10 protein-coding genes are annotated in these 14,726 nt (G+C 53.3%); all 10 read left to right on the top strand.

Going from position 1 to position 14,726, the window contains the following annotated elements:
* Window positions 1-286: 286 nt before the first annotated feature.
* The 10 genes from galU to TCARDRAFT_RS00990 all read left to right on the top strand — a co-directional run bounded on the left by galU (window position 287) and on the right by TCARDRAFT_RS00990 (window position 14,705).
* Window positions 287-1,222 (top strand): UTP--glucose-1-phosphate uridylyltransferase GalU, encoded by a 936-nt coding sequence (galU, locus tag TCARDRAFT_RS01035; protein WP_007288145.1) that lies wholly within the window; start codon window positions 287-289, stop codon window positions 1,220-1,222.
* Window positions 1,222-2,217 (top strand): UDP-glucose 4-epimerase GalE, encoded by a 996-nt coding sequence (gene galE, locus TCARDRAFT_RS01030; protein ID WP_007288144.1) that lies wholly within the window; start codon window positions 1,222-1,224, stop codon window positions 2,215-2,217. The genes galU and galE overlap by 1 nt, the downstream gene beginning before the upstream one ends.
* Window positions 2,207-2,395, top strand: a complete 189-nt coding sequence (locus tag TCARDRAFT_RS01025; RefSeq protein WP_040682879.1) for a hypothetical protein — start codon at window positions 2,207-2,209, stop codon at window positions 2,393-2,395. The genes galE and TCARDRAFT_RS01025 overlap by 11 nt, the downstream gene beginning before the upstream one ends.
* Window positions 2,385-5,258 carry a tetratricopeptide repeat protein gene (locus TCARDRAFT_RS01020; RefSeq protein WP_007288143.1) on the top strand — a complete coding sequence of 958 codons (2,874 nt, stop codon included), beginning with the start codon at window positions 2,385-2,387 and terminating at the stop codon, window positions 5,256-5,258. Before TCARDRAFT_RS01025 ends, TCARDRAFT_RS01020 begins: the two co-directional genes overlap by 11 nt.
* A 10-nt stretch (window positions 5,259-5,268) precedes the next feature.
* On the top strand, window positions 5,269-7,134 hold the full coding sequence (gene pgaB / locus TCARDRAFT_RS01015) for a poly-beta-1,6-N-acetyl-D-glucosamine N-deacetylase PgaB (RefSeq protein ID WP_007288142.1): 1,866 nt from the start codon (window positions 5,269-5,271) through the stop codon (window positions 7,132-7,134).
* Between the two features lie 12 nt (window positions 7,135-7,146).
* Complete coding sequence (pgaC, locus tag TCARDRAFT_RS01010) at window positions 7,147-8,400, top strand: poly-beta-1,6-N-acetyl-D-glucosamine synthase (RefSeq protein WP_007288141.1); 1,254 nt, start codon at window positions 7,147-7,149, stop codon at window positions 8,398-8,400.
* A gap of 26 nt (window positions 8,401-8,426) precedes the next feature.
* Window positions 8,427-11,135: a poly-beta-1,6-N-acetyl-D-glucosamine biosynthesis protein PgaD gene (pgaD, locus tag TCARDRAFT_RS01005; RefSeq protein ID WP_007288140.1), complete on the top strand. Its 2,709-nt coding sequence runs from the start codon at window positions 8,427-8,429 to the stop codon at window positions 11,133-11,135.
* 155 nt (window positions 11,136-11,290) lie between these two features.
* Window positions 11,291-12,775 (top strand): hypothetical protein, encoded by a 1,485-nt coding sequence (locus tag TCARDRAFT_RS01000; RefSeq protein ID WP_007288139.1) that lies wholly within the window; start codon window positions 11,291-11,293, stop codon window positions 12,773-12,775.
* Between the two features lie 140 nt (window positions 12,776-12,915).
* Entirely contained in the window at window positions 12,916-13,308 is a 393-nt protein-coding gene (locus tag TCARDRAFT_RS00995; RefSeq protein ID WP_007288138.1) for a GxxExxY protein, read from the top strand.
* A 155-nt stretch (window positions 13,309-13,463) separates the two neighbouring features.
* Window positions 13,464-14,705: an adenosylhomocysteinase gene (locus TCARDRAFT_RS00990; protein WP_007288137.1), complete on the top strand. Its 1,242-nt coding sequence runs from the start codon at window positions 13,464-13,466 to the stop codon at window positions 14,703-14,705.
* Window positions 14,706-14,726: the final 21 nt, after the last annotated feature.

The following is a 14,726-nucleotide window of genomic DNA, read 5'->3' as shown; positions in this document are numbered from 1 at the left end:
CGCGCTAAAAAATAAATATTTTTCTCCGCGTCCTCCGTGGTTCATTAAAGGAGATATTTATGCAAACAAAGCCAAAAATCAAATGTCCAACACCGAACCGCTGCTCCGGCTGAACGTCGAGACCCGCGGCGACCGTGAACTGCTCGCGGAAAAGACGGAGGAACTCTTGGCGTTTATTGATGGGATTAAATTTTAAACCACAGAGGACACAGAGGCGCGATATACATCGCGCTAAAAAATAAATATTTTTCTCCGCGTCCTCCGTGGTTCATTAAAGGAGATATTTATGCAAACAAAACAAAGGATCAAAAAAGCCGTCATTCCGGCCGCGGGGCTGGGGACGCGGTTTTTACCGGCCACCAAGGCGCAGCCCAAAGAGATGCTGCCCATCGTCGACAAGCCGGCGATCCAATATATCATCGAAGAGGCGATTGCCTCCGGCATCGAGGAAATCCTCATCATCACCGGCCGCAACAAACGGGCCATCGAGGACCATTTCGACCGGGCGATCGAGCTGGAAATGACGCTCAAAGCCCAGGGGAAATACGACCTCCTCGGCCTGGTTGAAGAACTGGCCAATGTCACCATCCATTACGTGCGGCAAAAAGAAGCCAGGGGGCTGGGGCACGCCGTACTGTGCGCCAAGCAGTTCGTGGGCCAAGAGCCGTTTGCCGTGCTCCTCGGCGACGATATTATCGACGCGCCGGTGCCCTGCCTGAAGCAGCTAATTGATGTCTACGAAGATTGCCCCGGCACGGTCGTCGGCGTGCAGGAAGTGCCGGCCAACCGCGTCTCGAGCTACGGCATCGTCAAGCCAATCCCGGTGAAGGAAAACTTGTGGCGGGCCGTCGACCTGGTCGAGAAGCCGAAAGTGGAAGAAGCTCCCTCCCGGCTGGCCGTGCTGGGCCGCTATATCATTGAACCCGAGATTTTCGCCATCCTGGAAAAGACCGAACCGGGGCGCGGCGGTGAGATCCAGCTGACCGACGCCCTGCGCCGCTTGGCGGCAATGAGGCCGGTCTACGCCTTCAACTTCGCCGGCCGCCGCTACGACATCGGCGACAAGCAGGGTTATCTGGAGGCGACCGTCGAGTTTGCCCTCAAGCGGCCCGACCTCAGAGACAAGTTTTTGCGCTACCTCATCAAGACGGTTGGTCCGATCATCGCGAGCGAAGAAGCGGCGGCGAGCGAAGCGCCGGGCAAAGGAGAAGGAGAAAGCTAATGAAGCTGTTAGTAACCGGCGGCGCCGGGTATATTGGGAGCCATACGGTGCATGAACTTGTCCGGGCCGGCCATACGGTGACGGTGTTTGATAACCTTTCGAAAGGCCATCGTGCTGCCGTGCCGGCCGGGGTGCCGCTGATCGTCGGCGACCTGCGCGACCAGGACCTGCTTACCAAAACGCTGCGCGAGCACCAAATCGAAGGCGTCGTCCATTTTGCCGCGGATAGCTTAGTGGGCGAGTCCATGCAGCAGCCGGCGAAATATTATCATAACAATGTCGTGGCCACGTTGGCGCTCCTAGACGCCATGCGGGAGGGCGGCGTGGGCAAAATCGTTTTCTCCTCGACCGCCGCCGTGTACGGCGAGCCGGCCGAGTGGCCGATCACGGAAGATATGCCGACCCGGCCGACCAACGTATACGGCCGGACCAAGCTGGTCATCGAAGGCATGCTGGCCGATTTTGCCATGGCGTATGGCCTGCGGTTCGTATCGCTCCGCTACTTTAACGCCGCCGGGGCGCTGGAGGGCGGCGCGATCGGCGAGGACCACACGCCGGAAACCCATCTCGTGCCCCTCATACTAAAAACGGCGCTGGGGCAGCGGCCGGCCGTTGAGATTTACGGTACTGATTACCCTACGCCGGACGGCACCTGCATCCGCGACTATATCCACGTCACCGACCTGGCGGTGGCCCACGTCCTGGCCAGCGAGCATCTGGCGGCCGGCGGAGAGTCAAAAATCTACAACCTGGGATCAGAGACGGGTTTTAGCGTGCGCGAAGTGATCGAGCGGGCCAAGGCCATCACCGGCGTGGACTTTCCGGTGCGCCAGGCGCCGCGCCGCGCCGGCGACCCAGCCGTGCTGGTGGCGTCCTCGGCGCGCATTCGCCGCGAACTGGGCTGGCAGCCTGTCCTTAGCGACCTGGACACCATCATCGCCAGCGCCTGGCAGTGGCATAAGAGTCACCCGCAAGGATATGCTGATGAAAAATAGTAAGCACCTCCGTGCAGGAGGTGCTCTAATTTTAGCCGCTCCGTTTGCTTACAAAAAAATATTAGCAAAAATTCGCATTGGGATAGGAAAACTTTTAAAAAAAGTCAAAATTTCATCTAATACCCGTTTTGCGAGGCGAATACCAAAGCTTAGCTTTGAGGTGGCAAATGAAAATTAAAAAGCTATTGTTTGCGTTAACTTCATTAATTATTGCTGCCGAACACAAAGCCGGTGAAGCGGCGCCGGCAGAGCCCGGTACTGTTCAGCCTCCCTTAAGTAAAGCCGAAGCAATTGTAGTGGAAAAGACGGCCAGCCCTGACAATGTTGTCAAGGCGGTTAAAGTCAAAAAAGCGGAAACCACTGAGCAAACAAGACGGCAGCTGGACTATTTAAACCGGCTTTTCCAAGACGGGCAATATGAGCGCACCGTCGAAGAGGTTGCCAAGCTTTGGCCTGAACCAGCTACGCGGCCGGCGCAGGCCGCCAAGCTGCTGGCGGAAAGTTATGCCAGGCTGGGGAAAAACGCGCAAGCCCAGGCTGAGTATCAAGCAATTGTTGGCAAGCAGCCTGACGATTTAGAGGCCCAGGTTGGCTTGGCGTATACGCTTGTTTACGGCGGGCAGGTATGGGAAGGATTGCAGCTATATGATAAGGTGCTAAGTCTTAAACAGGAAAAATACGCTGATATTGCACTCGAAGATGCTGTCGCGCTATTGGCCCAGGGCAACGTCATTGGGGGGCGGGCATTATTTGAAAAAATAATCAACTATTATCCCAGCCGGTCTGATTACCAAACGCGCTATGTTCAAGCGCTGGCAATGTTTAAATGGGAAAAGCCGGCAACGGCAAACTGGCAAAAGCTGCGGGCCGAAGGTGGCCAAACCCAGCTGCGAAAGGTGCATGAGCAAGCAGTGGCGCTTGCCAGGCAGGGAAACTATGATGAGGCCATCACGCTGTTAGACTGGCTGAAAAAACAAGAACCCAATGACTTAAGCATTGCTTTTGATTATATAACTATTTTAGCCTGGGCCGGTCATAACGAAGCGGCGATCAAAAACTATGAAGCGCTGTGGACCCAAGACATTCCCGACTATGTTCGCATTTATATCAGCGACGCGTACCGCCGGACAGGCAATCTTGAGCAGGCCATGGCTGCTATTCAGCCAGTGGCGGACCAAGGTGACCGTAAGGCGAAAGTGCGGCTAGCCGAGCTGTGGCTGGAAAAAGGCGACAAGGCTAAAAGCTATGAGCTTTATGATGAGCTTTTAAAGGAAAACAAGCAAGATATTCAAGCTTACTTAAGCCGGGCGGACAGCTCAATGCGTCGCCAGGAATACTCTCAGGCGGCGGCTGATTATAAGATGGCGCTGCGCCTAATCCCTGACGATGAGGCGAATAGCGCCTTGCGGCGCCGCATTGCTGGCGAGCTGGCAGCCGCGTTTATCAATCTTGATCAGCCGGCGCAGGCGATAGTAGCTTTGAAGCCATATATTGCCAACCGGACGGCTACGAAAAACATGGAAGGCAATTATATTTTGGCATTGCGTAACAGCCGCCAGGCCCGCCTGGCTGTCTATACGGCCGGATTATTGTGGCCCAAGCTGGCTGACGCCCCTATTTTTGGTTTGCAAGCCTTAGCCGATTGCTATATTGAGCTAAAAGACTATGAACAAGCGATTGCCATCTATCGGCACTTGGCCGTACGCAGCCCTGACGACGGAAACTATCAGTTTTTAGCGGCCTTTTACCTTTTACTATCAGGGAAAATTTGGGAGGGATTAGCCGTATATGATGAGCTTTTGGCAATATATCCGGATAAAGCCACCGTTGCCATTAACCAGGCTAGTTCCCTTATCGCTACCGGACACTTGGTACCTGGAAGAGCGTTATTTGAGCTGATTGTTAAAAAGTATCCCGGCAAGGCCGTTTACCGGCAGCAGTACGCCGAGGCGTTAGCCGGCAGCGGACTACACCTGGCGGCTTACCAGCAGTATTACGCGCTGGCGCAAACACCTGACGGCGAAGCGGCTGGCCTGACCGGAATGCTGAAAACGGCGCTGGCCGTCAATGATTATCAAAAGGCGCGGCAGGCTTATGAGGCGCTGGCCGGGCGGTATGGCAAGAGCAAAGCCGTAGCGGCCATTATGACTCAGTACGACCAGCGGCGGCTTGGGCAGCTTGACGTGCGCTATATTTATAACACGAGTTATAAACAGCTCAGCTCGCGGCAATGGCAAATTTATGGCGAACAAAATGGAGGCGACAATTATTGGCTGATGGCTGACAGCCGCCGCTATTGGCTAAATGACTGGGGCGCAAACGAACGGCAAATTTTAGATAGTAATAATATTGGGATTGGCTATATCGGCGGGAAAAATGAATATACTTTATGGTACGGACAAACAAATGCTCAAACAACTTTTGCGACCTGGAGCGCGCGGATAGCCCATACCGTACACGACCGGCTGAAGCTGAGCTTGGCCGCTTACCGGTCGCCGGTGCTGGATGTCCAGGCCTTAAGCCCGCTAAACGGCGGGCCGGTCATGGTCGACGGCTATAGCCTGAGCGCAACCTATCAGGCAAATGCCAAGGATACCTATACCTTGACGCTTAACCGCGAGCTTTACACCGATGAAAACCAAGCCTTCGGGTTTTCCCTGGCGCAAACCAAAAACTTGTTCAGCCGTGGGAACATGTCGCTCGCGCGGTTTTTAACGTGGAGCAGGTCATGGTATAGCAAGCAAGACTTGGTTTACGAAAGCCCTTCGCTGCGCGAAGCGGCTGCCCTGGGCTGGGACTTAATCATTAACCGCCCCAATGGTTATTGGTACGGGCGGCTGGCCTTAAATTGGGACAGGGACTATCCCGATCCTTTAGCGCTAAACCCCTACCTGCGTCTTGAAAGAGCGTTTAATTTTGGCCCTGACCGGCTATTGCTGCTTGGAACTGAATATGGGGCGAGAACCGGTGATGCTCTTGGCCGGGGCAGTAGCCGGTTCGGCTATCGCCAGTTCGACCTTTTGTATCGCATGATATGGTAAGGAGGCCAACATGCTGCGAAAGTGCTGTTTATTAGTAGGTTTGGTATTTCTGTTAAATATTGTGGCAATTTCCGGGGCCGCTGCCGGCGTACAAGCGGCGCCAGAGGTGCCGGTCCTTTGTTATCACGATATCGGCAATCCCCGGGGAAATCCTTATACCGTTACTAAGGAGCGGCTGCGCGAACATTTTGAATGGCTGAAAACGAACGGCTTTCAGCCAATAAGCGTGGAAGAATATTTAAAAGCCAAACAGGGGCTGGCAATCTTGCCGGACAAAGCGGTAATGCTCACTTTTGATGATGGCTACCTTTCTTTTTATACCGACGTTTATCCGCTGCTTAAAGAATATAAATATCCGGCGGTATTGGCGGTAGTTACCTCTTGGCTTCAGACAGAGCCGCCGGCTGGTATCGGGCCGCTGGTAACATGGGAACAAATGCGGGAGATGGAACAATCCGGGCTGGTGACGATCGCGTCGCACACGCATGACTTGCACCGGTACGTGCCCGCAAATCCCGACGGTGATTTAGGGCAGGCCGTTTCGACATTTATTTATAAGGATGGTAGTTATGAAAGCGAAGCCAGTTACCGTCAGCGCATTGCTGCCGATCTTGAGATTACCCAACGGGTAATAAGCGGCCATTTAGGGCATCCCAGCCGGGTTCTCGTTTGGCCTTATGGTGAATACACCCAAATCGCGATTGATGAAGCCTATAAAAAAGGGTTTCAGCTGCTGTTCACCTTAGAAAATAATGGGGCTACCGCCTTACATGGCGAATTAGGGGTTAGGCGGATGATAGTGTATAATAATCCGGCCGCTGAAAAGATCGCCCCATATGTGCAAACGGGGAAAATCCAGGCGCCCCTTAGAGTAGGTCAACTGGATATCGATTTAATCTACGACGCTTCGCCACAGCAAATGGCGGAAAATCTGGAAACGGCCATCGCTTATTTGCGCAAAGCCAAAATAAACACCGTTATTTTGCAATCCTTTGCCGATGAGCAGGGAACGGGCAATATCCAAGAACTATATTTTTATACTTCCGCCGCTCCGGTGAAAAAAGACGTTTTAAATCATATTATCCAGCGCTTGCATCGAGAAAAATTCCAAGTCTACGCCTGGATGCCGACATTGGCTGGCCAATGGCTGCTTACCGGGCACCCGGAAGATGAGGTTGCGGCTTGGGATAATAAAAACAAGGGCTGGTACCGTCGCGCTACCCCGTTTAGTCCGCGCGTGGCGGCCGAACTCAAAAAAGTTTTTCGCGATTTAGCCGCCTATAATCCGATTGACGGCATTTTATTCCAGGATGATTTATATCTGAACGATTACGAAGACTTTTCGCCGGCCGCCAAAGCAGCCTTCCGGGAAAAATTCAACCGTGAATTGACGCCGGCGGCGCTAAATGACCCGCAAGTCCGGCAGGAATGGATTAATTTGAAAGTGCAAGCTATGAATAAGTTAACGGCCGAGTTGATGGACGAGGTGCGCCGCTACCGCCCGCAGGCTAAGTTTGCCCGCAATATTTATCCGAGCGCGGTGCTAAGCCCTGAGGCCAAAGCCTGGCTAGCGCAGGATTACGCCGAGTTTCTCCAGCTCTATGACTACACGGTGATTATGTGTTATCCTGCCCTGGAAAAAGTGCCAAAGCCAGAGCGGTGGCTGGCCGATCTAGCCAAAGCGGCCCTGGCTTATCCTGGCGCGGCGGAGCGGACGGTATTTAAACTGCAAGCCTATGACTGGGAGAAAAAACGGTGGATCGCGCCGGCGGTTTTGAAAAAACAAGTCGCCATATTGAAGGAAAACGGCGCGGTTAATATCGGCTACTATCCTTTAAACATTTACTCATCAAAAATGGCGCAGCTGCCTTTTTAGCGGGGTTTATTCATGGCTGCCAAGGATTTGATTTGGTTTCTCAGCGAATTTGTTTTTTATTATCCGCTAGTAATGAGTATTGTCTGGATTGTCGGCGCTTTTTACTTTTATTTGCGGCGGGAAGCAGGGAGGCGAAGGCGGCCGCCGGTGCTCGCCGAGTATCCTTTGGTATCGGTGCTGATTCCGGCGCACAACGAAGAACAGAGTATCCGGGCTACTATCGCCAGTGTGCTTAAGTCCAATTATCCTAACTTTGAAATTGTTGTTGTCGATGACGGCAGTACGGATGCCACGCCGCGCATTTTGCTGGAACTGGCGGCCGAATGCCCAGCGGTCAGAGTGTTAATAATGAAGCAAAATATGGGTAAGCCGTCAGCGCTGCGCTACGGGCTAATGGCTTGCCGCGGGGAAATTATTCTGGCGATGGATGCCGATGCCTTTTTGGATGCCAATGCCATGCGCTGGCTGGTTGCTCATTTTGTTGCCGGGCCGCGCGTCGGGGCGGTTACGGGGAATCCCCGGGTGCGTAACCGGACAAGTTTAATCGCCAAGATCCAAGTCGGTGAATATTCATCAATAATCGGCATGATTAAACGGACCCAGCGGATACTAGGGAAAGTTTTGACCGTTTCGGGGGTAATTGCCGCTTTTCGCAAACGGGCGCTGTTAGATGTCGGCTTGTGGGACATCGATATGATTACCGATGATATTAATGTTACCTGGAAGTTGGAAAAACATTTTTGGGATGTACGCTATGAACCCAACGCCTTATGCTGGATTTTGGTCCCGGAAACACTTAAAGGGCTTTGGCGGCAAAGGGTGCGGTGGGCCCAAGGCGGGGTAGAGGTAATCCGCCGCCATGCCGGTATTTGGACCGATTGGCGGCAGCGGCGGCTGTGGCCGGTATATATTGAATATGTAATTTCCGTTTGTTGGTCTTATGCTTTCGTCAGTTTTGGCGGGCTGTGGTTGCTGAACTTCATTTTTCCCCATGATTTGCCGGTGGCAAAGATTTTCCCGGAATGGAAGGGAGCGGTTTTGGTATCGTTATGCCTTGTCCAGTCAGCGATTGCTTTATGGATTGACCGTCGCTACGAAAAAAATATCTTATGGTATTATTTTTGGGTTATTTGGTATCCATTTGTATATTGGGTTATTTCTGCTTTGGCGACCGTCTGGGCGGCGCCGCGGGCGCTATTTGGCCATAGCAAGGGGAAACTGGCGGTTTGGCAAAGCCCCGACCGCGGCTTATTTGAAAAGTTGTAAGAAAACATCATGGCGAGGTGGTGCAATTGCATTATGTACCAATTTCGGCAACCAGGCGCAGCCGCTACCAATCCCGCCTAGCGGTTAGGTTATTGCCGCGCCGCTATATAGTCAGCTTCATATTCGCCAATTTAATAATGCAATTTGGGCCGGTGGCGCCCCAAGCCGCCCGGCAATTTATGGCGAGCGCTTTTCACGGTGCGGCTTTATTAATCATCGCTTTTTTCCTGTACCGGCTGGCCAGCTGGCTGATAGCGCCCCTTTACACTCGGCTTAAACAAATAACTATTGCATTTTACCGTGTGCTATTAGCTGGTGAACAAACGGCGGCCGTGGGAGATTTTGCGACCAACGTCATTGATACCCCAAGGCTAAGAAAACCGTTTTTACGCCTGGTAGAATTTTTGTTCTCACTATCGATATGGGTAACGTTTATCAGTCTTATTCAGCCGCTGGCGACAGTGCTAATGTGGCTAATCGGTTTTAAACTGATCGACGCGGAGCTGTTTGACTTGGCGGCGGTTGAAAGCACGGTTGAAATGATGAAGCTTTCCGTTTGGTGGGCCGGCATTGTCTTCTTAATTTTGTTTGGTTGGGCCCAGTGGAACTACTGGCGTTATGGCCGCCTTGAGCGGCGCAAGCACCGGCCGGCCGTCACCCCGGTTGACCTGGCGGTTCATTATCAAACTTCGCTGGCCGCCGTACATCAGGCGCAAACGGTCAAAGCAGCGATTGTCGAGGTTGAAGACGGCCAGCCGCGTTTCAGCCAAATCGCGCTCAAGGTTGGCCGGCGTGCGGGAGCCATTGCCGTCCTCGCTCTCATGCTGGCGCTGCCCGACCAGGCGCTGGCGAAAACAGCGGCAATTACGCTGCAACAAATCGGTTATGAGCAGGATATAACCGTTACCGGCGCTAAAACTGCGGTGACTTTCTCTTTCCCGGCGCCGCGCCTAAATCTTTTGCCTGGCAGCATGGCCAGTTTAACGGTGGAACCGGGACCGTTCCTGAATGATCAGAGCAATTTTACCATTTATATCAATGACCGGGCGGCAGCGTTCTATTCGGCCGGCCAGCTGCGAAAAAAGCCTGCCATTCAGCTGCCTTTGACGCAAGATATGCTGCAAAGCGGCAGCTTACGGGTTGCGATTGCTGCTAATCTTTTTGCCACCAATGACCTTTGCGCCGATTACGAGCGCGGGCATTTATTCTATATCATCCGCAACCAGTCCGGGGTAATCTATAACTATAATCCGGTTATCCCCAAGACCGTGCCCGAGTTTTTCGCCGGCTTAACGAGCGGCTTATTAGTGGTCATCCCTGACCAACCCACGCTGGCGGAAATTACGGCCGGTTCCTGGGCCTATGCCCAGTTGCAGAAACAGTATCCTTATCTGCCGGTGAAACTGATTTTGGCCGGTGAGCGGGGCAATTACCCGGAAGTGCCGCGGGTGTGGGTCGCGCTCCATAATAACCTTCCCGCTAATTTGACTGGGTATACCCAGGGGATTCATTTGCCGTTTGCCGATCTGGTGCTTATAACCGCCCAAGATGAGGGCAACTTGTACAATTTATCGCGCCAGTTAGGGCGGACCGACTGGCTACAGGCCGCCAACAGCGCTAATATTAGTGTAAGTTTGCCGGCGGCTGCGGCGGCTAAGGAAAGAGATAAAGTTTTTTTCGGCAACAATGGGCCCCAGGAAGGAATTTTAAGTATTCCGGTTGACTTTACCCTCTATCCCGCTTTGCTCGCAGAAGCGCCGCGGAGCATTACCATCCATTTGGAAGGGCGTTACAGCCCTGCTAACATATCCGGCAAGCAGGTGCGCCTTGATGTTTACTTTAACCGGGCGCTAATCCACAGCGAAGCGCTCGACGGGTCAGGCAAAATAAACAAAGAAATCAGTTTGCCGCCATCTGTGCCGCTGAAAAGCAAAAATGCTTTAAGTATCCAATTTGTCTATCCAGAAGAAGCGGGCTACTGCCAGGTTAAGGGGACCATACGCTCGGCGCAAATTTTTCAATCAAGTTATTTTGCCGGCAACGCGCGTTTGCCGGTTGATAAACTTACCTGGGACAATATCGGCATGCTGTTTAATAAAAAAGGAGCTATTTTAATAAGCGATAATCCGTCCCCTGACGCTATTCGAGCGGTGGGAGAACTCGTGCTGTATTTGAACCGGCAATTGCCGCCAGGCGAATATGCTTATCCATTGGTCGCCTTTTTAAAAGATTGGCAGCAATGGCTAAAACAAGATTATCTCGCGGTATTAGGACTGGCGGAAGCTATCCCCGAAGAGCTTTGGCAGGCATTCCCGCTCCAAAGGGGAAAAGGCTATACTTTGCTTAATAACGAGGGGCAAGCGGTTACTTACCGCTATCATCCGGTCGTCAATACGATTGTTGGCCAGATCGGCAATTGGCAGGGCTGCCCGCTGCTAAGCATTACTGCCAGCAGCGACGCATCAGCGCTTGCCGGTGCTATTCGCAAACTCAATGAACAGCAAAATTTAGCCAGCAATATTTTTTTGGTTGGCGGCGCGAGTCAACTTTTGCCGTTCAAAATTGCTGACGCTCAGCCGGCTGATGAGAGTGATGCCGCATGGACAGGTTTCTTGCGGACATTCTGGGAACGAATAGCGCGGCTGGGGCAAAAATATGAGCAAGCGGTTTTTTGGGCAGCCGGGATTTTACTAGTATTAATGTTGATCAAACACTATTTAACTTCACGGCGGTAAGAAAAGATCACCCGGTATGCGAAGAGGATTTTCCCGGCAAAATAGATAAGATTCAAAATAGATAAGATTATAGATTGTCTTTATTTTTGGGGCTCTGGCACTAGCTAGGTGGTTATAGTCACTAGCCCGCAAACAAATCAAGTGAAGGTGAAACCATGACCAAAGATCAACAAGCGTGCCTCAAACTACCCTCCGGTTTTTGCTTCGATTACGCCAACCTCTACGGTGAGGGCAAGGTTACGGCGGGCGATGTTACCGCTTTGGCCGCGCGCATCGCGGCGGCCCATGCGGCGGTGGAGCATCTGCGCCGCACGGGCCAGGTGCGGGGGCATTTGTCCAAGGATGGATTGCCGGAGAAGGTATTGTTTCCCCAGCTGCCATATATTGAAGAAGGCAATTTAAATTCGCCGGCGAGCATTGCCCGGCTGAAAGCATTCGGCCAGTCGCTGCGCTACAAGGTCGACGCCGTGGTGTCGTTCGGCATCGGCGGCTCGTATCTTGGCAACAAGGTGCTGTTTGACGTCCACTGCGGCGAGTTCTGGAACTATAAGCCGGTCGAGGCAAGAAGCGGCTATCCTAAGCTGCACTTTAGCGGCAATAACATCGACCCGCGGCGGACGCAGGAACTAATTGAACATCTCGTGGCCGAGGCCAAGGCCAAGACGGCGCAAGGCGGGAGCAATGACAAATATAAAGTAACCCTTATCGTCATCTCCAAGTCCGGTTCAACGATTGACACCATGGCCACGTTTATGGTAGTGTATGAGGCGCTACAGCGGCAGGCGCCGCTCATCGCCGTCGATGTCGTCGCCGTCACCGACCCGGCCGAAGGGGCAGGCGAAACGCTGCTTCACCGCCTGGCGCGCCAGCACGGCTGGCCGATGTTCAGCGTGCCCGACGGCGTGGGCGGGCGGTTCAGCGTCTTTTCCGAAGTGGGGCTCGTTACCGCCGCCTGCATCGGCTTTGATATCGACGCCTTTTTGGCCGGGGCACGGGCGATGGACGAGGCGTGCCAAAGCGGCGACATCTGGCGGAATCCGGCCATGCTCAATGCAGTACTCAAGTTTATCGCCGCCGAAAAGTATGGGCGGGATATTGAAGTGTTCATGCCCTACGGCGATTACCTCAAGTCGGTGGCCGAGTGGTACGTCCAGCTGCTGGCCGAATCGCTCGGCAAGCGCTATGACCGCGATGGGCGAGAGGTGTTCTACGGCCGCACGCCCATTGTGGCTGTAGGCACGACCGACATGCACGCCCAGACCCAGCAGCATCAGGACGGCAAAAAAGACAAAGTCGTCCAGTTTGTAAAAATCGCCGACTGGGAGGGCGATCCGATAATTCCCGACGCTTTCCCGGGCGAAGACAAGTTGTCCGCCATTGCCGGCATCACCATGGGCCAGGCACTGGAGGCGGCGCGCTCGGCCAATGCCGAGGCGCTCGCAAGCGACGGGCGGTTTAACGCGACCTTTGTCCTGCCGCGGCTGAATGCCTTTCACCTCGGGGAGCTGCTGTATCTGTTGGCCTTATCGGTGGCTTATGAAGGCGAGCTGGCCAATGTGGATGCGTTTGATCAGCCGGGGGTCGAGGCGTATAAGCGGATTATGGGGACGAAGCTTGTGGCTTTGAAGAAACAAATTTGAACCATGTGAATTTGAACCACAGAGGACACGGAGCGTGCGATTACATCGCACTTCGGGATTAAATTAATTTTAATCAAATTTTATCTTCGCGACCTCTGCGGTTCCAATATCCCTAAAGAGATGTTAAAGTAGGGGATAATTTGGTTTGGCGCAAAAATGATTTAATGGGCAGAATTATTGGTTCAGCAATTGAAGTTCACCGCATTCTTGGCCCAGGATATCTTGAGAGTGTGTATGAAGAAGCACTTGCTCATGAGTTTGTATTACGCAATATTCCATTTGAACGGCAAAAGAAAATTGCCTTAAACTACAAAGGCACTCCAGTTGGCGAGGGTAGGCTTGATTTTCTTGTTAATGGTAGTATCATTGTTGAGTTAAAAGCAGTAGATACCTTTGCTCCTATCCACATGGCGCAAGTGCTGTCTTACCTTAAAGCTACAGGATTAAACCTTGGGTTATTAGTAAATTTTAATGTCGTCAAATTGAGTAGTGAAGGAATAAAGCGCATAATTTTAACTCCGAAAATAATATGATATTTAATCTAATTATTAACTTATTAACCACAGAGGACACAGAGGCGCGATATGCATCGCGCGAAGAATTGAATAATAAATTTTTCTCCGCGTTCTCTGCGGTTCCAATACTCTGTGTTCTCCGTGGTTAAATATAACCAAAGGTGGTAAGTATAATGGAATCAATCATTCGCGATATTAAGCTTGCCCCGGGAGGGCATGACAAGATTGACTGGGTGAAGGAGCACATGCCGGTGCTCAATGTGCTCAATGAAGAATTGTCTCGGACCAAGCCGCTGGCGGGGAAAAAGGTGGTCGTCACCATGCACCTGGAGGCCAAGACCGCTTATCTTGGTTTGGTGCTGAAAAACGCCGGCGCCGAGGTGGCCATGACCGGCAGCAACCCGCTGTCCACCCAGGACGATGTGGCGGCGGCGCTGGTCGAGCGTGGCGTCAAGGTGTTTGCCTGGTACAACAGCACCCAGGAAGAGTATGACCATTTCCTGCACAAGGCGCTTGATACCAGGCCGGACATCATCATCGACGACGGCGGCGACCTGGTGGCGCTGCTTCACGGCGAGCGCAGCGACTTGGCGGCCAATATCCTCGGCGGCTGCGAGGAAACGACCACCGGCGTGCTGCGCCTGCGGGCGCTCGAGGCGGCGGGCAAGCTCAAGTTCCCCATGGTGGCCGTCAATGACGCCTACTGCAAATACCTGTTCGATAACCGCTACGGGACGGGCCAGTCGACGTGGGACGGCATCATGCGGACGACCAATCTGACCGTCGTAGGCAAGACGGTGGTCATCGCCGGCTATGGCTGGTGCGGCAAAGGGGTGGCGATGCGGGCCAAGGGCCTGGGGGCCAATGTCATTGTCACCGAGGTCGACCCCATCAAGGCCATCGAGGCCGCCTTCGACGGCTTCCGGGTGATGCCGATGGCAGAAGCCGCCCGCTACGGCGACATCTTCGTCACCCTGACCGGCTGCATCGACGTCATCCGCCGCGAGCATTTCGCCGTGATGAAAAATGGCGCCATTTTGGCCAATGCCGGCCACTTCGACGTCGAAATCAATAAGAACGACCTGGCGGCGCTGGCCGTATCCCGCCGGGTGGTGCGCAAAAATATCGAAGAGTTTGCCTTGGCCGACGGGCGCAAGCTGTACCTCTTGGCCGAAGGCCGGCTGGTAAACCTGGCGGCCGGTGACGGGCACCCAACCGAGGTCATGGACTTGTCCTTCGCCATGCAGGCCCTGGCGGTGCTGTATATCGCCGAAAATCATGGCAATTTGGCGAATAAGGTGTACAATATGCCGTACGAGCTTGACCGGCGGGTGGCGACCCTGAAGCTTAAGGCGATGGGTATTGCCATTGACGAGCTGAGCGAAGCGCAGATACGGTACCTGCATCAGGCGTAAAAAAATTAAAGCGTCTCGCCC

It is taken from the genome of Thermosinus carboxydivorans Nor1 (assembly GCF_000169155.1).
GTDB lineage: Bacteria > Bacillota > Negativicutes > Sporomusales > Thermosinaceae > Thermosinus > Thermosinus carboxydivorans.
This window is presented reverse-complemented; position numbering and strand designations above follow the sequence as displayed.